The 23,919-nt window shown below is 72.6% G+C and carries 23 protein-coding genes; 11 read left to right on the top strand and 12 right to left on the bottom strand.

Annotated elements, in window-relative coordinates:
• Window positions 1-10: 10 nt before the first annotated feature.
• The 4 genes from ACRAKI_RS24070 to ACRAKI_RS24055 all read right to left on the bottom strand — a co-directional run bounded on the left by ACRAKI_RS24070 (window position 11) and on the right by ACRAKI_RS24055 (window position 3,366).
• Window positions 11-1,279: a serine hydrolase domain-containing protein gene (locus ACRAKI_RS24070; protein WP_447002780.1), complete on the bottom strand. Its 1,269-nt coding sequence runs from the start codon at window positions 1,277-1,279 to the stop codon at window positions 11-13.
• 435 nt (window positions 1,280-1,714) lie between these two features.
• Complete coding sequence (locus ACRAKI_RS24065) at window positions 1,715-2,113, bottom strand: hypothetical protein (RefSeq protein WP_447002779.1); 399 nt, start codon at window positions 2,111-2,113, stop codon at window positions 1,715-1,717.
• Window positions 2,114-2,181: 68 nt separating this feature from the next.
• Entirely contained in the window at window positions 2,182-2,643 is a 462-nt protein-coding gene (locus ACRAKI_RS24060; RefSeq protein WP_447002778.1) for a VOC family protein, read from the bottom strand.
• 108 nt (window positions 2,644-2,751) lie between these two features.
• Entirely contained in the window at window positions 2,752-3,366 is a 615-nt protein-coding gene (locus tag ACRAKI_RS24055) for a GTP pyrophosphokinase (RefSeq protein WP_447002777.1), read from the bottom strand.
• A gap of 216 nt (window positions 3,367-3,582) precedes the next feature.
• On the opposite strand from ACRAKI_RS24055, the gene ACRAKI_RS24050 reads away from it, so the two are divergent.
• The 3 genes from ACRAKI_RS24050 to ACRAKI_RS24040 all read left to right on the top strand — a co-directional run bounded on the left by ACRAKI_RS24050 (window position 3,583) and on the right by ACRAKI_RS24040 (window position 5,219).
• On the top strand, window positions 3,583-4,428 hold the full coding sequence (locus ACRAKI_RS24050) for an EamA family transporter (RefSeq protein WP_447002776.1): 846 nt from the start codon (window positions 3,583-3,585) through the stop codon (window positions 4,426-4,428).
• Between the two features lie 108 nt (window positions 4,429-4,536).
• Window positions 4,537-4,833 carry an ArsR/SmtB family transcription factor gene (locus tag ACRAKI_RS24045; protein ID WP_447002775.1) on the top strand — a complete coding sequence of 99 codons (297 nt, stop codon included), beginning with the start codon at window positions 4,537-4,539 and terminating at the stop codon, window positions 4,831-4,833.
• Entirely contained in the window at window positions 4,830-5,219 is a 390-nt protein-coding gene (locus ACRAKI_RS24040; protein ID WP_447002774.1) for a VOC family protein, read from the top strand. Before ACRAKI_RS24045 ends, ACRAKI_RS24040 begins: the two co-directional genes overlap by 4 nt.
• 25 nt (window positions 5,220-5,244) lie before the next feature.
• On the opposite strand, the gene ACRAKI_RS24035 is transcribed toward ACRAKI_RS24040, so the two are convergent.
• Both ACRAKI_RS24035 and ACRAKI_RS24030 read right to left on the bottom strand, forming a co-directional pair.
• On the bottom strand, window positions 5,245-5,745 hold the full coding sequence (locus ACRAKI_RS24035; protein ID WP_447002773.1) for an ATP-binding protein: 501 nt from the start codon (window positions 5,743-5,745) through the stop codon (window positions 5,245-5,247).
• 371 nt (window positions 5,746-6,116) lie between these two features.
• The gene (locus ACRAKI_RS24030) at window positions 6,117-6,662 is read right to left on the bottom strand and encodes a YceI family protein (RefSeq protein WP_447002772.1); all 546 of its coding nucleotides are present in this window, start codon (window positions 6,660-6,662) and stop codon (window positions 6,117-6,119) included.
• Window positions 6,663-6,766: 104 nt separating this feature from the next.
• On the opposite strand from ACRAKI_RS24030, the gene ACRAKI_RS24025 reads away from it, so the two are divergent.
• Window positions 6,767-7,258 carry a MarR family winged helix-turn-helix transcriptional regulator gene (locus ACRAKI_RS24025; RefSeq protein WP_447002771.1) on the top strand — a complete coding sequence of 164 codons (492 nt, stop codon included), beginning with the start codon at window positions 6,767-6,769 and terminating at the stop codon, window positions 7,256-7,258.
• A gap of 629 nt (window positions 7,259-7,887) precedes the next feature.
• On the opposite strand, the gene ACRAKI_RS24020 is transcribed toward ACRAKI_RS24025, so the two are convergent.
• Entirely contained in the window at window positions 7,888-8,151 is a 264-nt protein-coding gene (locus tag ACRAKI_RS24020) for a hypothetical protein (RefSeq protein WP_447002770.1), read from the bottom strand.
• Window positions 8,152-8,454: 303 nt separating this feature from the next.
• Here ACRAKI_RS24020 and ACRAKI_RS24015 point away from each other — a divergent pair, with 303 nt between their 5' ends.
• The 5 genes from ACRAKI_RS24015 (at window position 8,455) to ACRAKI_RS23995 (ending at window position 13,157) form a co-directional block, all read left to right on the top strand.
• The gene (locus ACRAKI_RS24015) at window positions 8,455-9,315 is read left to right on the top strand and encodes a universal stress protein (RefSeq protein ID WP_447002769.1); all 861 of its coding nucleotides are present in this window, start codon (window positions 8,455-8,457) and stop codon (window positions 9,313-9,315) included.
• Window positions 9,316-9,512: 197 nt separating this feature from the next.
• Entirely contained in the window at window positions 9,513-10,832 is a 1,320-nt protein-coding gene (locus ACRAKI_RS24010) for an MFS transporter (protein ID WP_447002768.1), read from the top strand.
• Window positions 10,833-11,052: 220 nt separating this feature from the next.
• Window positions 11,053-12,276: a cytochrome P450 family protein gene (locus ACRAKI_RS24005; protein ID WP_447002767.1), complete on the top strand. Its 1,224-nt coding sequence runs from the start codon at window positions 11,053-11,055 to the stop codon at window positions 12,274-12,276.
• Window positions 12,277-12,360: 84 nt separating this feature from the next.
• Entirely contained in the window at window positions 12,361-12,639 is a 279-nt protein-coding gene (locus ACRAKI_RS24000; RefSeq protein WP_447002766.1) for a hypothetical protein, read from the top strand.
• Window positions 12,612-13,157, top strand: a complete 546-nt coding sequence (locus ACRAKI_RS23995) for a HEAT repeat domain-containing protein (protein ID WP_447002765.1) — start codon at window positions 12,612-12,614, stop codon at window positions 13,155-13,157. The genes ACRAKI_RS24000 and ACRAKI_RS23995 overlap by 28 nt, the downstream gene beginning before the upstream one ends.
• Here the strand turns inward: ACRAKI_RS23995 and ACRAKI_RS23990 are convergent.
• Entirely contained in the window at window positions 13,106-13,453 is a 348-nt protein-coding gene (locus tag ACRAKI_RS23990; RefSeq protein WP_447002764.1) for a hypothetical protein, read from the bottom strand. The two genes, ACRAKI_RS23995 and ACRAKI_RS23990, sit on opposite strands and share 52 nt — an antisense overlap.
• Before the next feature lie 204 nt (window positions 13,454-13,657).
• On the opposite strand from ACRAKI_RS23990, the gene ACRAKI_RS23985 reads away from it, so the two are divergent.
• Window positions 13,658-13,846, top strand: a complete 189-nt coding sequence (locus tag ACRAKI_RS23985; RefSeq protein ID WP_447002763.1) for a hypothetical protein — start codon at window positions 13,658-13,660, stop codon at window positions 13,844-13,846.
• Between the two features lie 5 nt (window positions 13,847-13,851).
• On the opposite strand, the gene ACRAKI_RS23980 is transcribed toward ACRAKI_RS23985, so the two are convergent.
• Window positions 13,852-16,053, bottom strand: coding sequence for an ATP-binding protein (locus ACRAKI_RS23980; RefSeq protein WP_447002762.1), 2,202 nt, complete (start codon window positions 16,051-16,053; stop codon window positions 13,852-13,854).
• Between the two features lie 290 nt (window positions 16,054-16,343).
• On the opposite strand from ACRAKI_RS23980, the gene ACRAKI_RS23975 reads away from it, so the two are divergent.
• On the top strand, window positions 16,344-17,297 hold the full coding sequence (locus tag ACRAKI_RS23975; RefSeq protein WP_447002761.1) for a hypothetical protein: 954 nt from the start codon (window positions 16,344-16,346) through the stop codon (window positions 17,295-17,297).
• Here ACRAKI_RS23975 and ACRAKI_RS23970 read toward each other — a convergent pair.
• Genes ACRAKI_RS23970 through ACRAKI_RS23960 form a run of 3 tightly spaced genes read right to left on the bottom strand, consistent with a single transcriptional unit; the run spans window position 17,272 to window position 23,888 of the window.
• The gene (locus ACRAKI_RS23970) at window positions 17,272-18,123 is read right to left on the bottom strand and encodes a toll/interleukin-1 receptor domain-containing protein (protein WP_447002760.1); all 852 of its coding nucleotides are present in this window, start codon (window positions 18,121-18,123) and stop codon (window positions 17,272-17,274) included. The two genes, ACRAKI_RS23975 and ACRAKI_RS23970, sit on opposite strands and share 26 nt — an antisense overlap.
• A complete protein-coding gene (locus ACRAKI_RS23965) occupies window positions 18,107-20,689 on the bottom strand; it encodes a CHAT domain-containing protein (RefSeq protein ID WP_447002759.1) in 2,583 nt (860 codons plus the stop codon). The genes ACRAKI_RS23970 and ACRAKI_RS23965 overlap by 17 nt, the downstream gene beginning before the upstream one ends.
• A complete protein-coding gene (locus ACRAKI_RS23960) occupies window positions 20,679-23,888 on the bottom strand; it encodes a hypothetical protein (protein WP_447002758.1) in 3,210 nt (1,069 codons plus the stop codon). The genes ACRAKI_RS23965 and ACRAKI_RS23960 overlap by 11 nt, the downstream gene beginning before the upstream one ends.
• Window positions 23,889-23,919: the final 31 nt, after the last annotated feature.

Below are 23,919 nucleotides of genomic sequence, written 5' to 3'. Positions count from 1 at the left end.
CAAACCTCGATCAAGACATTGTCTGGACTTGCCTGCGGGCGAGCCGCCCGCCGATCTGGATCCACCGGATGCCGCCGTCGCCCGGGTCGCGCAGGAAACGCCCGGTCTGGTTGGTGTCGCCGGTGTCGGAATCACGCATCGCGAACACCAGCCCGTCGAACAACGAGAGGTCCGCGAACGGCTCGCCGTCCACGGTGAGCGCCAGGCGTTCCCGGTCCACCGCACGCACCGCGTATTCGACGTCACCGTTGCGAAAACTGCCCGCGCAGTCCGGCGGCGGCGCGATGCGGTGATGCAGGCCACTCATTCCATCGTAATCCGCCACCGGCAGTCCCGCCGCGACCAATTCCGGAACCAGTTCGCGCCATAATGCGAAACCGGTACTGCCGTTCGTGGTCAGCGCCACCGATGTGCCGTCCGCCGGGTTGACCCGGAGGTGGCAGGACGTGCCGTCCGCGGTGCCGTCGTGGCCCACCCAGCGGACGCCGTCGCGGTGGAACAGGGCGAGGCCGAGGCCCCACCCGTCGGCCATCCCGAACGGTTCGGCGTGCCGCACGGGTGTCCGCATCAGCGAGAGCCCGTCCGGGTCGATCAGGTGTGGTGCGGCGCCGGCGAGCATGCGGCCGAACGTGACGAGGTCCGTCGCGCTGGCGGCCAGGGCGCCGGCCGGTGCGTCGACCGGGGCCAGGGACTGCGTCACCGGGACGACCCGGCCGCTGGTCGGGTTGACGGCGTGGCCGGTGACGATGTCCGACCCGGTGCCGGTGGTGAACCTGGCGCGCACGCCGAGCGGGCGGAGCAGGACCGCTTCCACCGCTTCCGACCAGGACATCCCGGTGGCCACCTCGATCAGGTGGCCGACCAGGCAGTACCCGATGTTCGAGTAGGAGAAGCCGGCGCCGGGCCGGTGCAGCGGGTGCAGTTCGCGCAGGGCCTGGCGCACGTGGCGGGCCAGGGAGGTGGCCCGGACGTCGTCCGGGTCCGACGGCAGGCCGCCGGTGTGGCTGAGCAGGTGGCGCAGGGTGAGTTCGTCGGCCACCGCGGGCAGGTGCTCGGACAGCGGCGCGTCCAGGTCGAGGTCGCCGTCGGAGACGAGCGCCATGGCCACGGTCGCGGTGAAGGTCTTGGTGATCGAGCCGATGGGCACGGCGGCGTCGGCGGGCAGGCCCACCTCGTGCGTCCACGTGTGCCCGGCGCGGTGCACGGCGAGCTGCGCGCCGGGCACGAGGTGGTCACGCGTCAGCGCCGTTAATCGGGTGACGATCCGGTCGGTGTCCATGATTGATCCTCTTGAGAATGAAGCCACGGGAGCACAACGGCGGCTGCGGCCACAACGTTGACTGTCACCGGGAGACTGTCGCTACCGCCGAACGGAGCATTCACGGAATTGGGTAATACCCAATTCCGTGAACCGTAACCCCAAGTATGAGGAAGGCCTCGACGTTTCACTCGAACGGCCGGTTTGGACCGTGTGGTCTCGTAAATGCCAGGCAGTACCTGAGGGTTATTCGCAGTCGCGTGGCAACAGCTGTGTGGTCGTACTGCTGACTCTACACGGGCTTCACGCGGCGAATCCCGAAATGTGCGGCCTGCTCCGTTCAGCTGGATCCCCGCAATTTCGGGTGAAGCTGCGTAACCTCCTCGGACCTGGGTCGTTTGAGGTTACTCGGCCGTAGCGGAGGTTCGCCGGTAGTGCCGGGCGGCCCGAGCCCGGTTACCGCCCCCGGTGAACACCACTCACGTCTGGGTGGTCCTTCATGAAGTACACGACGCAGTTCAGCGCGTAACAGGCGCGCAGCAGGCTCCGGCCGGCTCCGGTGAGCAGGTCGACGGCCTCGGCGGCGGTGCCGGCCAGCGCTGAGGCCGCGGCGGGCGCGCCGGTCGTGAGGACGCGGTGCAGCTCGCCGTCGCGCAGGTCGAGTTGGGGCCACGTGACCGCGCTGTTGACCTCGGCGACGGCTCGCCGCTGGACGTGTTCCGCCGCATCCGCACCGAGTTCGGCAACGAGCTGTGCCTGCTGCTGGGTGATCAGGCCGGGGGAGATCCGACCGGGCGACCGGGTCGAGCTGGTGCCGACCGACGAGGCGCCGGAGCGGATCGGCGGCTGGATCACGGGGGCGCCCTACCGGCCCGCGACCCAGTTGTGAGCGATCCCGTGGTCGATCCCGCGTGTGGGGCGCTTCAGTCCAGGCAGAACTCGTTGCCCTCGGGGTCGGTCATCACGATGTACCCGGCGCTCATCGGGGGCGCGGGCTCGTCGCGGCGCACCCGCGTCGCCCCGAGCGCGACGAGCCGGTCGCACTCGGCCTCCAGGGCGGCCATCCGCTCCTCGCCCCGCAGGCCCGGAGCGGCGCGGACGTCGAGGTGCACGCGGTTCTTGGCGACCTTGTCCTCCGGCACCTGCTGGAAGAACAGCCGCGGGCCGCGCCCGTCCGGGTCCTCGATGGCCGACCGCGCGTTGCGCTGGTCCTCCGGCACGCCGACCCGGGCGAGGAAGTCGTCCCACGCGGCCAGCGGGTCGGCGCCCTCGGGCAGCTCCACCCCAGGCGGGCCGGGGTGGACGTAGCCCAGCGCGTCGCGCCAGAACGACGACAGCGCCCGCGGGTCGTGGGCGTCGAAGGTGACCTGGATGTCGCGGCTCATCGATCTGCTCCGTTCGTGGTGGCGTCCCCGGGCCCACTCTGACACCCATTGCGGACAGTCCCGGTCCGCTATGGTGATCGTGCACCGGTAGCGGCGTCCCCGTGGGACTCAATCCAGCTGGACCTCGGTGTGGAGGGCCTCCATCCGGGCGTCCAGCTCGGCCGCGATGGCGGCGGTGGCGGTCAGCTCCTCCACGAAGCCGGCGGGCACCTGGTCGTCGTACTTGTAGTACAGCTTGTGCTCCAGCGTGGCCCAGAAGTCCATCGCGATGGTGCGCAGCTGCACCTCGACCTTCACGTGCTCCACCCGGTCCGACAGGAACACCGGGATGCGCACGATCAGGTGAAGGCTGCGGTACCCGTTGGGCTTCGGCGCGACGATGTAGTCCTTGGTCTTCAGGATCTCCACGTCGCTCTGCCGCGCCAGCATGTCCCGCACCCGGTACACATCGGACACGAACGGGCAGACGACGCGCACGCCCGCCACGTCGTCCAGGTGCTCGGCGGCCAGCGCCAGGTCCGCCGGCAGCCCCTTGCGCCTGAGCTTGTCCAGGATCGCGTCGGGCCGCTTCACCCGCTGCGTGACGTGCTCGATCGGGTCGTGCCGGTGGACGAGGTCGAACTCCTCGCTGAGGATCCGCAGTTTCGTCATCAGCTCGTCGACCGCGAACTTGTACACCACCAGGGACCGCCGCAGCAGGTCATCCGCGACGCCGATGTCCATGATCCCCACGATACCGGGATGCCGACCGGCTAGGATGCCGGTCGTGAACACCCACTGGCACGTTGTCCTTCCGCCGCCGTGCGCCTGACCGGGCGCACTCGCTGAAGCACACACGTCGATGCACCGCTGAGCTGTCACCGGTGCACTTCCGCACGCCTGCCTGACGCCGCAGTGCGCCCGTTCGCGTCCCTTTCTCCTCCCGCGAACGGAGACCTCGTGTCGACCCTTGCCGTACAACTCCGTGCTCGACTCACCCACGGGCCGCTGCCGATCCTGGCCGCGTGCGTCCTGTGGGGCACCACCGGCACCGCCAGCTCGCTGGCCCCCGACTCGGCGCCGGCCTCGGCCGTCGGCGCGGCGGGCCTCGTGCTCGGAGGCTTCCTGCTCCTCGTGACCGGGCGCGGCGCCCGTGCCGTGCTGCGGACCGCCGACCGGCGGCTGCTGGCGCTCGGCGCGGTGACCGTGGCCGGGTACGCGCTCGCGTTCTACCCGGCGGTCGAGCGCACGGGTGTGGCGGTGGCCACCACCGTGGCGCTGGCCACCGCGCCGATCGCGCTGGGCCTGCGCGCCCGGCCTTTCGTCACATCGGCCGCCGTCATCGGGTGCGCGGCGCTCGTGCTGGGCGGCGGCGAGTCCCACGTCGACCTCGTCGGGGTCGGGCTGGCGCTCGTCGCAGGCCTGTCCTACGCCGTGTACTCGGTGATCTGCGCGCACCTGATCGGTCTCGGGCACCCGTCCGGGGCGGTGGTGGGCGCGGTGTTCGGCGGCGCGTCGGTGCTCACGCTGCCGGTGCTGCTGCTGCTCGGCGTCGGCTGGGTGGCGAGCCCGTCGGGCCTCGCCGTGACCGCGCACCTGGCGGTGTTCACCACTTTCGTGGCGTACCTGCTGTTCGGCCGTGGGCTCCGGCGTACGAGCGCGGCGGCGGCGACCACCTTGACCCTCGCCGAACCGGCGGTCGCGGCCGTGCTGGGCGTAGTCGTCCTGGGCGAACGCCTGCCGTTCGCGTCGTGGTGCGGGATGGGCGTGCTGGCACTCGCCCTGCTGGCGCTCGCCCGCAGGTGATCCTGGGTGCTCAAGCCGGGCCGGCGCTCCCGGACACGGGCGCCGGCCCGGCGCGCTGCGACCCGGTCCGCTTGACAGGCAAGTGGTGACTTGCCTATAACTGGTCGCGTGGACGTCGACCCCGACCTGTTCAAGGCGATCGGCGACGCGACGCGACGCACCATCTTGGACGAGCTGACCGAAAAGGACGGTCAGACGCTGTTCGAGATCTGCGGCAGGCTCAGCATGAAGCACGGCCTGGCCTCCTCGCGCCAAGCCATCTCGCAGCACCTCGCGGTGCTCGAACAGGCGGGCTTGGTGCACACCCGGCGGCAGGGCCGGTACAAGTTCCACCACATCGACACGAGCCCGCTGCGCTCGATCGTCGAGCGGTGGCCCATCGACCGAGAGGCACCGAACCCATGATCAGGATCAACATCACCAGCGTGTACGTGGACGACCAGGCCAAGGCGCTGGCCTTCTACACCGAGAAGCTGGGGTTCACCAAGAAGACCGACGTGCCCGCCGGCGAGTACCGCTGGCTCACCGTCACCTCGCCCGCCGACCCCGACGGCGTCGAGCTGCTGCTGGAGCCGGACAGCCACCCGGCGGCGCGCCCGTTCAAGGAGGCCCTGGTCGAGGACGGCATCCCGTTCACCCAGTTCGCCGTGGACGACGTGCACGCCGAGGTCGAGCGGCTCAAGGGGCTGGGCGTCGAGTTCACCCAGGACGCGACCGACCTCGGACCGGCGGTCACCGCCGTGTTCGACGACACCTGCGGCAACCTCATCCAGCTCGCCGCCCTGAAGTAGCCGCCCGCGCGGCGACGGCGGACTACTAGTCGCTGCGGTGCGCGCCGCCGCCGAGGCCGTAGAGGATGCGCTGGATGACTTCCGGGTCCACGTTCGGCTCGTCGCCCAGCGCCTCGGCGGCCGGGGAGCGGCGCGGTTCACGGCGCGGCAGGGGCACCGAAGAGGCGCTCATGCCGCTCGGCAGGGCCAGTTCGCACCACGCCAGGCGACCACCCGCGGTGAGGTCGACCAGGCCCGCGCGGGAGCCGGCCAGCTCCGGCGGCAGCGCGACGCGGTTGCCCTCGACCTCGACCACCAGGTACGCGCCGGTCAGCCGGAGGCGCACCAGGAGGAATCCGGGCGCGGTCCGGTCGGCCACGTCGACCGCGGCGCCGACCAGTCGGCGGATCGTCTGCGCGGCCTCGTCCTGCATGGCCCGCAGCCGCCATTCGCCCAGCGAGAAGCGCACGAACATGTCGGCGACGGTCACCGCCGTGGGCAGCGCGACGAGTCGAAGGTCGTCGACCTGTTCGGTCTGGGCGTTCACACCGATCCTCCTCGCCTGCGTCCGGCGCGTGTACGCCAGATGGTGCCATGGGTGCGTCCGATGTCACCCACGTGGTCTACCGACCGTGAGCGGACCGTGTCCGCTTCGAGTTCTGAGCCTTCAGTGTTCACCGAAAGAGAACTCTTGGATCACGGAAGTACTACGGCTGGAGACGGTGCGCGGTTCACATGCGGTTGCGGCGGCGAACCGGAAAGGTACCGAAATGCGCCCCGTAATGGAATTTCGGGTTGGTTAGCCCGGACGAGTGAATCTTCCTACGCAGGGTAGGGGCCGAGCAGCACGAAGGGCCCGCCGACACTCCGGCGGGCCCCTCCGTGGATCGCGGCCGGACGCGGCCGGCGCGAGGTGGTTCAGACCTGCTTCACGGCCTCGATCTCCAGCAGGATCGTGATCTTGTCGCCGACGACCGCGCCGGCCGCGCCACCGGTCACGCCGAACTCGCGGCGGTTGATCTCGGTGGAGGCGGAGAAGCCCGCGACCTTCGCGCCGTCGAGGCCGTCGCCGAAGCCGTTGATCTCCAGCTCCAGCTCGACGGCCTTGGTCACGCCGTGCACCGACAGCTCGCCGTCGACGACGAAGCCCTCGTCCTTGGCGCGCACGCCGGTGGAGGTGAAGGTCAGCTCGGGGTACTTCTCGACGTCCAGGAAGTCCTCACCCTTGACGTGGGTGTCGCGCTGGCCGTTGCGGGTCTCTACCGAGCCGGCGTCGATCTTGGCGTGGACCGTCGACTCCAGCGGGTTCTCGGCGGTCACGATGGTGCCCTCGAAGCTGCCGAAGTGGCCGCGGACCTTGGACACGCCCAGGTGGCGGACCACGAAGGAGATGTCGGAGTGCACCGGGTCGATGGCCCAGGTGCCCGCGAGGTAGCCGGGGATCTGCAGGGTCTGCGTGGTCATCGGGAGGTCCTTTCGGAGTGGCTTGAACGCTGCTTGGTTGAACTCTCAACCGAATATAGACAAGGATGGTTGAGCGTTCAACAACGCTCGGTATGATGTGGGACATGAGCGACGTTCGGTGGCTGAGCGCCGAGGAGCAGCAGGTGTGGCGTGCCTTCATGACCGCCGTGACCAAGTTCACCGACCACTTGGACCGGCAGTTGCAGCGCGACTCCGGGATGCCGATGGCCTACTACGAGATGCTGGTCGCGCTGTCCGAGGCGCCCGGTCGGGCGCTGCGGATGAGCGAGCTGGCGTCGGTGTGCCACTCCTCCCGGTCCCGGCTGTCCCACGCGGTGGCCAGGCTGGAGAAGGAGGGCTGGGTCGAGCGGCGGGCGTGCCCGTCGGACCGGCGCGGCTCGATCGCGGCGCTGACCGACACCGGGTTCGGGGTGCTGGAGCAGGCGGCGGCCGGTCACGTGACGGCGGTGCGGGAGCACCTGTTCGACGTGCTGACGCCCGAGCAGCTGGAGTCCTTGGCCGAGATCAGCCGGGCGCTGGACGCGGGGCTGACGGTGGAGTGCGCGAAGGTGCGCGAGGAGTTCGCCGACTTCTGACCGAGCCGCCTTCCGGCCGGACCGACTGCGGGCCGAGCCGGCTGCTGAGCGGAGGCCGGACAGCGTGACGTCCGGACGTCCCACGGGCGGCCGTGTCCGATGTGGACGCACCCGGTGCAGCGGGCCGCGGGCCGAGCGGAACAGGGGTCGCGAGCGTGCTCGGAAACGTCGTGACGCCCCATCGGCATCCGCCCCGTGGGATCGAAGCCGGGGCGATCGCGCGTCGCGTCGTCGGTGCGGGTCGACGGGAGTCGGGCAGTGTCGGGGGTGGCCGCGTCAGGGCTGTTGCTGTTGGCCGGCGTCGCGTTGGACGACGGCATCGCGCGCACCGCTGTGGACGTGTTCGACGGCCTCACCTGGCTGAACGACGACCAGCGCGGTCGGGGCGTGGGCGCACGTGCTCGACGGGCTGCTGTGGGCCGGTCGGACCCCGCCGAGCGATCGGACCGCGCCGGACATCGCGGCGGGCTGCGGCGGTGGATTCCCCGGTACCGCAGGGTGTCCCGCGTGGTCGATCCACGGCCGTTGTGGGCGGTAGGAGTCAGCCACCAGCCCTGTCAGCCACCAGCCCTGTCAGCCACCAGCCCTGTCAGCCACCAGCCCTGTCAGCCACCAGCCCTGTCAGCCGGCTAGCCGTTTCGCTCGGCGCATGTGCGGGCGGACGCGCCGCGCTGCGTCGCCGGGTCGGCCGACCGGATCGCCGGCACCTGGAAGCAGTACTGGCCGGCAGTCGGCTCCTTGCCCTCCACCACGTGTGACGTCGAACCCGCCGCCACCGCCACGAACTGCGCGTTGCCGTCGCTCGGGTCCGTCCGGAACAGCTCGATCCGGTCGCCGCCGTCCTCCAGCCGCTTGAGCGTCGGCGTGATCCTTGGGTCACCGCCTTCGGGCACGCTCGCCGTGGTCGTCGTGGCGGTGACTCGGGCTCGTGCGGCAACGGCAGAGCCGGAAGGGACGGAGGAGAGGGCGGCGACAGCTGAGGTTGCGGCGCGACGGTGGGCGCGGTGCCCTCGCCGGACCCAGGCCGGCGGATCGTCGGTGGGCTCCCCACCGACGATCGTATTGGCATGCCACGACACCGACGGGGTCTTCCGGCGTGCGGTCGTTTCCCCGGCATCGGGAGGTCGGCGGGTGGGTAATGATGACGTGTGCCGGTGCGGCCGTGCCGGTGGATCGGATCCGGGAAGGAACCTGTGATGAGTGCCCCGATCGTGGTCGGAGTGGACGGGTCGGAGTCGGCGTTGACGGCCGTCCGGTGGGCGGCGGAGGAAGCCGTCCGCCGCCAGGCGCCGCTCAAGCTCGTGCACGCCTACGTGCTGCCGACCCGGGGTTATCCCGAGATGGTGGTGACCGGCCACGAGGTGCGGGAGGCGTTCGAACAGCAGGGGAGGGAGCGCGTCGAGGAAGCGGCGCGGAGCGTGCGGGACGTCGTGCCGGAGGTGGAGACGTCGGTCGTGGTGGAGCGGCCCGCCGCCGCGATGATCGCCGAGTCGCGGCACGCCCAGCTCGTGGTGCTCGGGTCGCGGGGGCTGGGCGCGGTGTCCGGGCTGCTGGTCGGCTCCGTGGCCGTGGCGGTCACCACGCACGGCAGGTGCCCGGTGGTCGTCGTCCGCGACACGGTGCCCGGCAACGGGCCGGTCGTGGTCGGCGTGGACGGTTCGCCGGCCAGTGAGGAGGCGATCGGGTTCGCGTTCGAGGAGGCCTCGCTGCGCGGCGCCACGCTCACCGCCCTGATCGCGTGGACGGACCTCCTGGTGGACAACCCGTACGCCACCCGGTTGAGGCTGGACCGGGACGAGGTCGAGGAGCAGCAGCGGGGGTTGCTGGCCCAACGCCTGGCCGGGTGGCAGCAGCAGTACCCGGACCTGGCGGTGGAGCGGGTCGTCGTGCGGGAACGGACGGTGCGGGCGCTGATCGAGGCGTCGCGGAACGCGCAGCTCCTGGTCGTCGGCAGCCGTGGCCGCGGTGGGTTCGCCGGGATGCTCCTCGGCTCCACCAGCCAGGCCCTCGTCTACCAGTCGCCGTGCCCGTTGGTCGTGGTGCGCTCGCGCGACTGAACCCGACCGACCGCGAACCCCCGGCCCGAGACGGCGCGAACCCCGACCCGTGGACGGCGCGAATCCCGACACGCCCGTCACCAGGGGCGGACTTCCCGCGCGGTCCCGACAGCGGCATGATCGGCACCGCGAGGTGATCGACGGGTCGGTGACGGCATCCGACCCGGGTCCGACCGGTGACGCAGCAGGGGAGCGGAATGGTCGCAGTGCTGGGCGGTCTGCGGGCGAATCGGGACCTGGCGGTGTTGGTGGCCGGTTCCGGGGTGTCGAGCCTCGGCACGCAGTTGACGCTGGTCGGGCTCACGATCGTGCTGGCGGGCTCGGGGCCGTTCGCGGTGGCCGCGCTGTTCGTGGCCGCCGCTCTCGGCGCGGTGCTCGGCGCGACGCTGGCCGGGCGGGCGGTCGACCGGTTCCCCAACCGGATGCTGCTCGCGGTGACCGTGTGCGGGCAGGTGCTGCTGCTGATCGGACTGCTGTTCGGGTACGCGCGGCTGCCGGTGCTCTACGGGCTGGTGGTGCTGCTCGGCTTGTCGGGTGGCGTCGTCCGGACCTGCGCGTCCGGGTTGGTCGCGCTGACGACCGGCGAGGACCACGAGGGGCGCTGGCTGTCGTCCGCGCGGAACGCCGGGTCCGTGGTGGGCATCGTGCTGGGTGGCGTGATCGCGGCGGGGCCGGGCATCGAGGTGGCGGTGCTGCTGAACGCGGTGGCGGCGTTCGTGCACCTGGTGCTCGTGCTGCGGCTCCGGGTGGACCGCGGTCCCGGGCGTGACGAGGGCGCCGCGGGGCCGGGCGCCCAGTGGAGCGGCTCGGTGCTCCTGCGCAGTGACCAGTTGCTGGTGGGCCGGGTGGTGGCGCAGGTCGTCGGTGGCGTGGCGGTGGCCATCGCCCTGGTCAACGAGGTCTTCCTGGTCCGGGGTCCGCTAGGGGGCAACGACTTCACGTACAGCGTGATGCTCGCCTGCTGGACCGCCGGGCTGCTGCTGGGGGCGACCGCGAGCCGCCAGGTCACCACCGCGCGGGCGCTGGTCGCCGCCTTCGCCACCGCGAACCTGGTGATGGCCTTGGCCCTCGTCGCCCCCGCCTTGATCCCGCACGTCCTGGTCAACGCGGTCGCGTGGGTGGTGGCCGGCGCGTGCAGCGCGGTGCAGAACGTCACGCTCAACGCCTTGGTGCGGGCCAGGACACCGGACTCGGTCCGGGGACGGGTGTTCCCGACGGTCGGCGCGGTGACGGTGGGCGCGGGCACGATCGGCATGGTCGCCGCCGGTGCCGTGGTGGACGCCGTCGGCCCACAACGCGCCCTGACCGTAGCCGCCGCGTTCGCGCTGGCGGCAGCCCTGGTGGCCGGTCTGGCCGTCTTCCGCCGCCACGACCTCCGCCCACCCGTCATCTCCCCGGACCCGGATCCCACGAACGCCGACACGAACGCCGACGCCGATGCGAACGCCGACCCCAACGCGAACGCCGCCGACCCGGAACCAACCCCACGAGCAGCTCAGCCGACTGCCGGCAGCTGACGGAGCCCAGGCACACCGGGCGGTCCACGCCACGGTCGAGGTTCGGCGCACCCGCACCCGCGGCCGCGATCAACGCGACCGCGAACAGCAGGTGGGTCGGCTTCGTCCGCGCTCACCTGGCCGACGAACGCGGAAGTGGTCATCAGTCCGGGGGCGTCACACCGAAGTAGGCCGCCGACCGACCCTGTACTTGCGACACGAGCACCGCCACGATGGCCGCATGACGTCCGGCCCCCACGTGCTCGACCCGACCGGTAGTGACATCCACGCTGAGGCGACGCGGTTGCGCGCGCGCGGATCCGTGACACCGGTCGAGCTGCCGGGCGGCGTCGCGGCGTGGTCGGTGGGCCGCATGGACCTGGTCCGCCACCTGCTCTCCGACCCCCGCGTCTCCAAGGACCCGCGCCGACACTGGGGCGCCTGGATCGCCGGCGACATCCCGGAAGACTGGCCGCTGAACATCTGGGTCGGGGTCAACGACATGTTCAACGCCTACGGTCCCGAGCACCGCAGGCTGAGGTCGTTGGTGTCCAAGGCTTTCACCGCCCGCCGGGTCGCGGCGCTGCGGCCTCGGGTCGACCGGATCGTGGCCGACCTGGTGGACGGGCTCGCCGCCGGCCCCAACCTGGTCGACCTGCGCGCCGAGTTCGCGTACCCGCTGCCGATCGAGGTCATCTGCCTCCTGTTCGGCATCCCCGACGACGCCCGCGCCGGCCTGCGCAAGAGCGTGGACGGCATCGTCGACACGACGATGACCCCCGAGCAGTCGACGGAGAACCAGCACCGGGTCTACGAGATCCTGAACGGGCTCGTCGCCGCCAAGCGCGCCGAACCGGGCGACGACCTCACCAGCGGACTGATCGCCGCCCGCGAGGAGGACGGCGCGACGCTCACCGAGGACGAGCTGGTCAACACGCTGCTCCTGGTGATCGCCGCCGGGTTCGAGACCACGGTCAACCTCCTCGACCACGCCGTCACCGCGCTGCTCACCCACCCCGACCAACGCCGCATGGTCGTCACGGGCGAGCGCACGTGGGCCGACGTGATCGACGAGACGCTGAGGTGGCAGGCGCCGGTGGCGAACCTGCCGCTGCGCTACGCCGTCGAGGACATCACCGTGGACGGCGTGACCATCCGCCAGGGTGACGCGATCATCGTGAACTACGCGGCGGCCGGACGGGACCCGGCCCACCACGGCTCCACCGCGGACGAGTTCGACATCACCCGCGCGGACAAGTCGCACATCGCCTTCGGCCACGGCGTCCACTACTGCCTCGGCGCGCCCCTGGCACGGATCGAAGCCGAGGCGGCGCTGCGGGCCTTGTTCGACCGCTTCCCCGACATGGCGCTTGCCGTGCCCGCCGACGCGCTGCGCCCCGTCCAGTCGTTCATCACCAACGGCCACCTCACGCTGCCCGTCGCGCTCACCCCCGCCCGGTCGTAGCCCGACGGCCCCGGCCCCGTGGTCGGAATTCCACCGGGCCTGCCGGACAGCGCCGCGTGGCAACGGCGTCGGTAGCCTCATCCGGTGGATCTTTCGCCGGGTTGGACGACATCGACTGGAGCGCGCTGGAACACGCCTTTGGACGGCGTGTACGCCGCCGTGCACCACCAGGGGTCCATCTACGACAGCACGCTGGCCGCGATCCCGTTCCTGGTCCGGATCTCCGGTCGGGTCGGGCTGCCGGGTCGGGTCGACGTGGTGGAGCTGCCGGCGAGCATCGGCGATCCGGAGGGGATCTCGCTCCGGGAACCCTCGAACGGCAGGCGACCGACGCGGTGGCCGAGGCGTTCCCGCTGTTCCTGACCGCGCTGGACGACCGGGACCCGGCGGTGCGGAGGGCCGCGTGCGAGGCGCTGACGGTGTGCCGGGCCGAGACCGCCCACGTCGTGGACGTCGTGGTCGACCGGCTGCGGAGCGAAACCGACGCTCAGGCGCGGACCGCCATCGTGACGGCGCTCGGGACGTTCGGCGCGCGGGCGGAACTCCCGTCGCTCGCGGTCCGCCCGGCGGAGGTGATCGCCGACCACACCGACCCGACGCCGCGGATCACCGCGCTCACCGAGCTGGCGCGCTTCGCCCCGGACGCCCTGCCGGGCGACGTGGTCGGCGTCGCGTCGGAGCTGGTCGCCGAGGTCTGCACCGTCGGCGCCCCGGCCCCGGAACCCGCCGGGTTCTCCACCCCGACCTTGTTGGGAGCCCTGCGCGAACAGGCGGAGACGCGGGCGGCCGGCCGACGTGCGCCCCACGGCTGCTGGTCCCCATGCTGGAGTCACCCGACTGGAAGCAGCGACGTGACGCCGTCACGCTCACGAGCGTCCTGATCCAGGGGTGGCGGGGCGACCACGAGCAGCCGGTCCGGTTGGTCGGGGCACAACTCCACGCCGCGGAACCGCACGTCCCGGCAGCCGCCGCGTCCGCGTTGCAGCACCTCCACGAGGTGGCCGCGCACGGACACCGGGCTGCCGGCGTGGCTCACGCTGTGGCCGAATGGCCTGCCCGGCACCGGGCCGACCCCGCACGCCTTGGCCGCGCTGCGCGACCCGAGGGCGGTGGAGCCGGTCCGGTGGGCGCTCGAACGCGCCGAACCGCCGCAGGACATCGGGCACGTCGTCCGCATGCTCGGATCCCTGGCGGCCGACTTCGTGCCCCTCATCCGGGCGCGGCTGCGTGATCTGCTGCCGGACACGTCCGCCATGCAAGCGCTCGGCGCACTCGGACCTCGTGCTGCCGGTCCTGGCGCGCCACCTGGACGACACCAGGGCCGTGGAGGCGATCGCCGGGCTGGGGGAAACCGCTGCTGCGCACGTCCCCGCGCTGCGCGTTGCTCTCCGCCCCGGACGACAGCGGTTGGCGACGCCTGCACGTGGCCGTGGCGCTGCTGCGGGACGAACTGGCGCGTCCCCGGCGGCACGGGGTGAGGGACGACATGTGGAGTAGCGACCAGGTCCGCGCCGACGAGGAGTTGTCGAGATCGTGCCGCGACGCGCTGGCCGCCATCGGCGCGGAGTAGCCGGGTCAGCCCTCGACCAGCGACCGCCGCACCCGCTCCTCGCCCACCACGACCGGGTCCAGGGGAGTGGTGGCGGCGGAGGTCCAGAGGCGGTGGGCAGTGTCGTGGTCGCCGGCACTGGCCGCTGCGTTGGCGAGACCCGTCTCGGCGCGCGCGACCTCGTGGCTGCTGCCGCAGCGGGCGGCCTGCTCGGCGGCGCGGTCGTACCAGGCCACGGCTTCCTCGGGCCGCCCGGCGCGGAAGTGGGTCCAGGCCAGGCAGTTCAGGGCCATCGCCAGGTCCAGGTCCAGCCCCAGGGCGACGAACTCGTCGTGCGCCTCGACGCCGTGGCGCACGGCATCCTCGAACGCGCCCAGCTCGGTCTCCGTCAACGCCATCCCGCGCAACGTGATGGCGGCGTTGCGGCGCGAGCCCGCGCGGCGGTACGACTCCAGCGCGGTCTCCATGTCCCGCAACGCCTTCCGGTGGTCACCGAGGTACAGGTTCACCCAGGCGAGGTTCGACAGGGCGCTGGTGGTGCCGTGCTCGTCCGAGGAAGCCCGGAACAGCGCCAACGCCTCCTCGTAGTGCGCCGACGCCGCCTCCAGGTCACCCCGGTCCACGTGCGCCATGCCGAGGTTGTTCAACGTCATGGCCAGCGCGGTCGTGTCACCCGCCGCCCGTGCCGCCGCCGCCGCGAGCCGGTGGGTGTGGATCCACGCGTCCCACAGCTTGGCGCGGAAGAAGAAGTCCCGCAGCAGGAACGCCAACTGCCAGCACTTCCGGTGCCAGCCCCGCTCGGACACCATGCCGCACAGCGCGACCAGGTTCGGCCACTCCACGTCCAGCCACGCCAGCGCCGACTCCGCGTCGGTGAACCCCTCGACCACCGGCGGCGGGTCGTCCGGCTCCAGCGCGGGCCGGTAGCGCTGCGGCACCAGCAGTCCGTCCACCGCCGCCGTGGTGGCCAGCGCCAGGTCGGACAGCCGGCGCACGGCGGCGTCCCGGTCGGCGACGGGGATCGCGGGCAGGACGTGTTCCAGCGCGAACGCCCGCATCAGGTCGTGGAACCCCGTGTAGCCGCCGGGCCGCTGCGTGACCAGGTACGCGTCGTACAACCGCGCCAGCAGCCGCTCCGCCTCCGCGACACCCACCCCGGCCAGCGCGGCGGCACTGCGCGCACCCACCTCACGCCCGGGGTGCAGGGCCAGCAGGCCGAACATCCGCCGCTGGTCCGCCGGGAGGCCCCGGTACGACAGCGTGAACGCGGCCGTGACGCTGCGCTCGCCGTCGTCCAGCGTGCCCAGCCGCACCGTCTCGTCCGCCAGCCGCGCGACGAAGTCCGTCGACGTCCACATCGGACTGCCGCGGAACCGGGCGGCGGCGATCCGGACGGCCAGCGGCAGCCGTCCGCAGTGCTCCACGATGCGCTCCACCGCCCGGTCGTCGACGGGCAGCGCCCGTTCACCCGCCACCGCGCGGAACAGCTCCACGGCCTGCGCGGTGGACAGCATGCCCACCGACACGTGCACCGCGTCGTCCAACGCGTTCAGGCGGTTCCTGCTGGTGATCAGCACTCGGCACCTCGGTTCGGCCGGTAGCAGGGGCATGACCTGCCGGGCGCTGCGGACGTTGTCGAACACCAACAGCATCCGCTTGCCCCGCAGTCTGTCGCGGTAGAAGTTGGCCCGGCCGTCCTCGTCGCGCGGCGCGTCCTCGGCCGGGACGCCGAGCATGCGCAGCAGCCGGTCGAGCACGTCGTCACCGGTCGGCCCGGTGTCGCCGAGGGTGAAGCCGCGCAGGTCCAGGAACAGGCAGCCGTCCGGGAAGTGCGCCTCGGCGGTCCACGCGGCGCGCAGCGCGAGCGTCGTCTTGCCCACGCCCGCCATGCCGTCGAGCACGCACACCGACGCGGATCCGCCGACCAGCACCGCGGTGATCCGGCGCAGTTCCGCGTCCCGCCCGGTGAAGTGCGACGTCACCGCCGGCAGCCCGGAGAACCCGACCGGCTCCGGCACGGCGACCAGGGCCGCCAGCGCTCCGCCCGCGTGGAGCACGGAGTCGCACGCCACCGCGAACTCCCGGTTCGCCGTGGCGTGGCCGTTCTCCACCTTGCTCAGGTGGCTCTTGCTGTAGTGGACCCGCGCCGTGAACGCCGTCAGCGACAACCCGGCCGCCTCACGTCGCCGCCGCAGCTCCCTGCCGAACTCCGTCGCCCGAGAGGTCACCGCCGCATTATGGCCTGGCGCGGGCATCGCCGGGTGCTCGCTCAGCCGAACGGGAAACCGCGGATCAGCATGAGGATCGCGTGAGTGTGCATGACGGGCTCACCTCCACTTCTCGGGTGTCGGGAGCGACATACCCGACACCCGGAAGGATGCCGATCCCACCTCGGCGCGGACAGTGGTTTCCAGCCGGGGGAAACAATCGGAAACCCCGGAACACCGGCGCCGGTGCCCGCCCCGCACCGCGCCGGACGTGGCACGCTGTGCCCATCGGCACGCAGGGGAGGTGCGGGGTGGAGATCGGCGTCGCCGAACTCGTCGGCGAACTGAAGTCGCTGCGCAAGGGCCGCGGGATCGAGAGCGCCGACGTCGACACCCGGGTCACGCCGCCGCTGCGCCGGCTCGTCGGCATCGGCGACGACGACGGCCCGGCGCGCGTCCGCCGGCAGCTCCGGGACTGGCTCACCGGCCACGCCAAGGACCTCCCGGAGGACTTGAGGACGGCGGTGTCCCAGGCGTTCGGACTCGACGGCGACGCCCGCCTCTACCAGGAACGGGTCCGCTCGGTGGCGCGGCTGATCGAGCGCGACGACCGCACCGCCCGCCGCCGCATCGACGACGCCCTGCTCCGGATCGCCCAACGCGCGCTCGACCCGGACGCCCTCCGGCCCGTCACCGACCTGCCCTGGCGCACGCTCGACCTGAGCGCCGCCGTCGTGCTCGACCTGCCGGTGCCGGAGGTGATCGAGACCCGGCGGATCGTCGCCGAGCAGGACGGGCTGGCCGAGGTCGAGCTGTCCGTGACGCTGGAACCTCCGGACCCCGGGCGCGGCCCGCTGGACGACGTGGGCCTGGACGTCCTGTACGGCGGGGTGCTCACCGACCGGGCCCGGAAGTCGACCAACCGGATCGGGTTCGCGCTGCGCCTGCCGGAACCGCTGGGGCGCGACGAGGAGCACGAGTACTCGTTCCGCATCCGGCTCTCGCCCGAACGCGGCATCGCGCCGTACTACGTGTGCACCCCGCGCTTCCCCTGCGCGTCGTTCCGCCTGCACGTCCGGTTCGGTCCCGGCAGGGTGCCCGGCGCGATCTGGCGGCTCCAGGACACGCTGCCGATCGAGCTGGCCGACCCGGAGTCGAGCCGCGAACGCGTCACCGCGAACGGGGCCGGTGAGGTGCACCTGGCGTTCACCGACCTGAAGCCGAACCTGTCCTACGGCGTCACCTGGGGCGACGCCGGGGGATGAGGTGGTCGAACGCCGCCCTGGGTCGCGCCTCCGGTCGCCGGCCGCGCGTCCGGTCCGTCCGGAACCGGGACTGGGCGAACGTGCCGTCCGGCCCGAACGACTCCACCCGCACCTCCAGGTCGACGGTGTCGCCGTCCGCGAGGTCCGTCAGCGCCGCCATGTCGTCCGGGATCGGGGTTCCGCCCCGCAGCAGCTCGTAGCCGAACCTGATCCCCACCGCACCGTCGAACTTCGTCTCCTGCTCGGGCAGCGCGAGCGCCAACCGCACCAGGTTCTTCAGGCTCCTCCCGGTGGTCCCGACGGGGACCTGCACCGCGTGCGCCACCTCCAACGCCCGGTTCCGCACGTAGACCGTGATCGTCGGGCCGTTCGCGGCGGACACGCCGGGCGGCGGCAGCACGGGTGTCCCCACGTCGGAATCGCGCCGCCACACCCCGGTCAGCGCGTCCGCCACCGGCACCAGGTCGCCGTGCGCGTCAAGGTACTTGCGCGGAGCGAGGAGCGTCGGCAACGGGGTGTCGTCCAGTCGGACCACGAACAGGAAGCACCGCCGCTGGTCCAGGTCGCGGGCCAACGCGGCGGTCCACTCGGCGGCCACCCACTTCCGGTCGAGCGTGTGCCGCGACCACAGCAGCACGAAGTAGTCCGACTCGTCGATGCCGCGGTTGATCGCGAGCAGCAGGTCCGCGCCCGGCGCGATGCTCAGCTCGTCCACGAAGGCCTCGAAACCGCGCGCCCCCAACTCCTTGGCGAGCAGCCGGGCCGAGTCGCGGTCGTTCCCCGAGAACGACAGGAACACGTGCGGGCGGTCAGCGGTGTGCGGCACGTCGCCTCCAGTTGTCGATGGTCCGGCGGATCAGCCGGCGGACGGGACCGGCCGCCGTCTGCCACCCCGGGTCGCCGTAGACGGCCCAGCAGGCCCAGAGGGCCGGGTGGTCCTGGTCGTACGAGACCAGGACGTCACCGCGCACGATGTCGTCCTGGGCCCGCTTCAACGCGACGTCACGCGGCAGGTAGCGGGTGTAGTGCTCGAACCGGTCGAGCACGGCGGCGGCCACGTCGTCGTCCGCCACCCACCTGGCCGCGACGACCGACGCCGCGCCCGCCTGCAACGCGGCACGCACCAGGCCGACCGGCTCGTCCTTGCCGACCCGGTTGGCCATGCCGGACTCGCAGGCGCCCATCACGAACGTCCCGCAGCCGCTCAGGTCGAGCTGCCGCAGGTCGTCGGACCGGAGCCGGCCTTCCGGCCCGTCCGGCGCGAGTTGCAGCCACGACCAGGTCGAGTCGTCGTGGTCGTGCACGCCGTGGCTGTCGATGCGGATCTGGTGGTGCCGGCGGCGGTCGAGCGCCGCGCGCAGTCCGGCCGCGGTAGCCCGATCACCGTTCAACACCGTGCGGCGCGGCCGGTCCGCGGCGGTGACGAGCAGCGGGTCCGGTCCGCTGACCAGCAGCATCCGGTCGCCGCGCCGCGCCCGTGACCGGCGTCGCAGCGGACTCCTCGCCGACAGGCACGGCAGGTCGGACAACGCGAACCGCTCACCGAGCCGGTGCTCCGCGCCGGGCGGGACCAGGGCGGTGAACGGCACGTCGGACAGCGCACCACCCGCCACGACGGCGATCCGGTCGACGTGCGCCGGGAGTTCGCGCGGGAGGGGGTCGAGGCCGAGCAAGCCGGCGATCTCGGCCAGGCACCGCTCGAACCCGCCGCTGCCGATGCCGAGGTCGTCCTCGCCCCACAACGCCTTCAGGCCGGTCACCGCCGTGACGAGGCGTTCCCGGCCGACCGGCGCGGTCCAGTGGCGCAGCGTGCCGCGACCCAGCACGACGTGGTGCAGCCGGTGCGGCGTGGCGTGCAGCATCCACACCACCTGTGACTTCGGCAGGTCGCGGGTCACCTCGCCCACCCACCGCCACGCGGCGTCCAGGTCGCTGATCCGGGGCAGGTCGCGGAGCGAACGCACCCCACCGGGCACGAGGCCGTCGAGGATGGTCGCCCCGCGCGCCTGCTCCATCGCCACGACGATCCCGGCCACCGCCTGCTGCCCCCGCACGGTCACCGCGTCGTGGGCCGCACGGATGCGCTCGTCGTGCTCGTTCGAGGCGGACAGCAGCATCCGCACCCGCACGGTGTCGCTGTCCTGCCGCGCGGCCACCCGCTCTTCCAACCCGTACGCCTCGACCCAGCACGCATCGGCCCGCTCTTCGTCCTCCAGCTCGAACAACACCCGGCCGAGCAGCCGCAGCGCCAGCACCCGCGTCTCCGCGAGCGCTGTGGACGTCGCCCGCCCGGCCGCCGCGGCGAAGTGGCCGGCCGCCTCGCTCAGGGACGAGGCGTCACCGGACTCGCCGTACCGGACCCATTCCAGCTCACCGGCGGTCAGGTGCCACGCCGCCGCGTCACGGTCACCGGACGCCAGGTCGCGGAGTTCGAGGACCAGTTGCTCCGACTCCGCCGGCCGACCGGCGACGAGCAGCCGGCGGGCGTACTCGACCCGCCGCTCGAACCGGGGCGACCGGCCGGGATCGGCCACGCCGCCGGGCGACAGCCGGTCCACCTCCCGCCGTGCCGCGACCGGGTCGGGCGCGTGCCCGGCGGCGTCGAGCAGCATCGGCCGCAGCCGCTCGGCCAACTCCGGCCGCCGGATCAACCACAGCAGCGCGGTGAGGTCCTCCAGCACGGGCAGCCGCAGCGCCGGGTCCACGGCGGTCCGCTCCAGGCACTCCAGCAACGTCCGGTAGGCCTCCTCGTACCGCAGCTCACGGCGGAAGGCCAAGGCGCGCAACAAGTAGTCGGCCGTGGTCCGCGGCGGCGGCCCGGCGACCACGTCCGACACCGCCGACTCCACACCGTGCCGCACGGCGAGCATGAGCAGGTCGCCGTCGACGCGGGCCACGCCCTTCTCGTGGTCCAGCGCCACGAACGCGTCCCTCGCCCGCCCGAGCTCCCGCTCCGCGAGCAGGAGTTCGCCCCGGTCGGCGGCCACGAGGCCGTCCAGCCGCAGCAACCGCGCGTGCTCCTCGGGCCCGAGCACGGCGCCGCGGTCGAGCGCGGCACGGACCGCCTTCACGTCGTCACCGGCCCGTGCCTGGTCACCGGCCGCGCTGCTGATCTCGGCGCGCAGCACCAGCAACTCGACGTGATCCGGACCCAGCGACCCGGCGTACTCCTCGCACCGCTCCGCCGCCCGCGTCACCGCGCCCGACGCCAGCAGCGCGTCCACGTGGTCGATCGCGACCGACTCGCCGAGCGGTCCGCCGCCCGCCAACTCGAAGACGGTCTCGTAGGCGGCGTCGGCCCGTCGGACGTCGGCCCGTTCGACCGCCCGCCGTGCCGCGCCGAGGGCACGGCCGACCGGGCTGTCCGGGGCGACCTCGAAGTCACGCGCCATCGCACCCGGCCGGCTCGTCGTCGGTGTCCGGGCAGACCAGCAGGACGGTCGCCGCCGCACCCGCCGGGGTGCTGCCGTCGGCGGCGGTCGTGGCGGTCGGCGCGGGCGACCCCGTCACGGTGGCGTTGGTGCCGACGTCGACCCTGGTCGCGCCGCGCGGCGGGCCGACCCGGAACCACTCGGCGCCGGCGTGCGTGCGGGCGTCCGGCCGGGTGGAGGCGTCGAGCACCGGCTTGCCCACGACGACGGCCTCCCTCACCCGGACCTTCGTGTCCCGCGGGATCGACGCGGTGACGATCCGCCCGTCCTCCGCCGACATCGACTCGCGGAAGTGCTCGTGCAGGTAGGGGTCGCTCTTCTGCTGGTCGAGGACCTCGCCGTACGTCAGGTCCTTGCGCTGACCGACGTCGAGCGGACCCCGGTCGACCAGCAGGAGCCGGTCGCCGTCCAGCCGCACCAGGATCGTCCGGGCGCCGTCACCGTGGAGCGCACCGCGCACCCGGAAGCTCCACGCGTCACCGACGCCCAGCAACCGGATTTCGGTCGCGCCGACCAGCGCCACGGCGTCACCCAGCGCGACCGGCCGGTACAGGCCGTCGTTCGCCGCCACGGCCTCGTTCCTGGCGTGCAGCACGCGCGGGAACTCGGCGGTCAGCGCCATGCCCTCCACCGTGCCGAGCACCGGGTCGTCGGCGGGGTGGCGGACGTGGCCGTCCACCACGTGCAGGGTCGAGGTCCGACCGGACCTGGTGGTCACCGTGACGGTCCCCGCGTCAGCGGCCGGGCGCTCGGCGAAGACCGCGGTCGCCGCCTGGTCGGCGGTGGCCGGCGTGATGTCCAGCCAGCTGTCCGCGACGGGGTCGCTCGTCCGCTCCACCTTGCCGTACAGGAACCGCGGCTCCCCGCCACCCGGCCTGGGCGCGCCGAGCCTGAACGTCACGCCACCCGGCGGCGGCTGGTCACCGCTGATCGACACCGACCAGTCGGGGTCCACCCGGTGCTCCACCCGGCCCGACGGGTGCTGGAGCGTGTGCAGCACACCGTCCTTCACCGGCGGCAGCGCCTCGGACGGTGACGCGGTCAACCGCTGCTGGACGGATTCGAGCACGGTCCGGACCCGGTCCAGCACCCCGCGCCGCCAGTGGACCGTGACCACGTCCGCGGCCTTCACCGCGGTCAGCTCGCCCACCTCGTGCCCCAGGTGCTCGGACCGCTGCGAGACCTTCCCGTCCTGCGCGTCGATCCGTGTCGTCACCGTGCGGCTGCCGTCCACCAGCACCTTCAGGCCGCCCAGCGACACCACCTCGCGCGGGCCGCCCACCGCCTCCACGGTGGTGACGCCGTTCTCCGCGGAGAACCGGTGCTCCAGGTGGTCGACGACCTTGCCGTCCGCGTCCAGCGCCTTCTGCTTGATCGAACCGCTGCCGGTGACGGGGTCGAAGGTCGAGTCACCGCCCGCGCCCGCCCGGTTCACCGGCCCCGGCAGGTCGGCCCGCTTCGCCTCCGAGCCCTTCCGGGCGATCACGTCGCCGAGCGACACACCGCCGTAGATCGTCCGGTAGCCGCAGCTGTCGAACGTCCGCGACGGCTCGGGCGCGATCGCCTCCTCGGTGGCCGAAGGCGGCGTGACGAACCGGATCGGTCCGCGCTCGCGCAGCTCCGCGTTCCCCGCGTACCACTCGGCGAAGCCGATGTCGGACCGGATCTCCGAGTCGGCCGACTGCGGCAGCCGGGAGGACGTCTTGGCGACCAGCCACTCCAGCGCGCCGCTCCACCGCATGATCTGGTCCAGCCGCTGGTACTGCGGCTCGTAGTCGGCCACCGCCTGGTAGTTCTGGTCCCACCACTTCAGGCCGCGGCCGAACGCGTAGCTCGGTTCCACCTCGCCGCCGTCGTCACCGTCCGACCGCGAGAACAGGCGGGTGGACTGGGCGCCGATGCTGATGGACCTGTCGTCGAACGCGAACGCGGAGTCGTTCTGCCCCAGCCACAGCCGGCCGCTCTCGCTGAGCGTGCCGGTGGTGCACTGGCTCCACGGCGTCCGGGCGTCCGGGTCGGGTACGAAACCCGCCACGGCGTTCGCCGGCACGCCCGTGCCCACGCCGCTCGCCCAGTGCTTGGCGACGTAGTCGGTGTAGAAGAGGGTGACGCCGATGGTGGTGCCGGCCAGCCCGCCGTCGTACCGGGCCTGGCTGTACACCGACCGGCCGGACAAGGCGGCGAGCAGGCCCCACAGCTGGACCCGGTCGTCGGTCAGGCCGAACCGCGCCAGGTCCGCCGGCGGCACCGCGTCGAAGTACAGGAAGTCCTGGACGTACCCGGTGAGCTCGTCGGCCGACGCGAACGGCGAGCCGCTCCAGTCGTCGACCAGCACCCGGTCGATGATCTCGCCGCTGATGTCCGGCAGCACCGCGCGCAGGTCCGCGGCGGTCTCCTCCGGGCCGGGGTCGAGCGAGAAACCGGGCGTCGGTGAGCCGCGCGCGTACCCGCGCTGGAGCGTCGACACCTCCTCCAACGTCAGGCCGGCCCCGTCGCCCGGCCAGTCCCAGCCGCCCGCCCAGATCCCGCCGTCCCGGCTCTCCAGCGTGGACAGCGCCTCCGTCTTGGCCAGGAACTCCGTCAGCGCCGCCTTGTCGCCGTCCACGCGCATCGACACGTACCCGTTCGCTTCGCGCACGTCGGCGGCGGACGCCGGTTCCTCGGCCGTGATGTCGATCGTGTTCGTGTCGGCGCGCACCGCGTACGGGTGGACGCGCACCTGCCGCGGATCACCGCCCGAGTCGGTGCGGTGCTGGTCGAGCAGGTGCGCGATGGTCCGGGCGCGGTGCTCGTCGTCGGTGGGCACGAGGAGGTGCAGCGTCTCGCCGTCGAACAGCGCCCGCCCCGGGCCGGTCGCCTGCCGGGACAGGTCGGCGAACCCACCGTCGCGCACCGGCAGCGTGTCGTAGGCCGCGTCACGCAGCTTCGCGCTGTCCAGTTCCAGGTGGGCGGCCAGCGCGGTGCGCGCCCAGTCCCGCACCTGCGCGGCGGACTCGACCGGGTCCAGCCCGTCCAGCCGCCCGGCCGCGCCCGCGTACGACACCACGAAACCGGCGCTCCCGGGCTGCTCGGGTTCGTGCTCCGGCGGGCTTCCGGTGCAGCTCAGCAGCAGCAACGTGGTGAGCGGCAGAGTCAATGCGGAGTGGAGCCGTGTGCGCATGGGTGATCCTTCGGCCTACGGCGAATAGGGC

Source organism: Saccharothrix isguenensis (assembly GCF_052936305.1).
The sequence above is the reverse complement of the archived record's forward strand: the minus strand, read 5'-3'. Positions and strand labels throughout refer to the sequence as shown.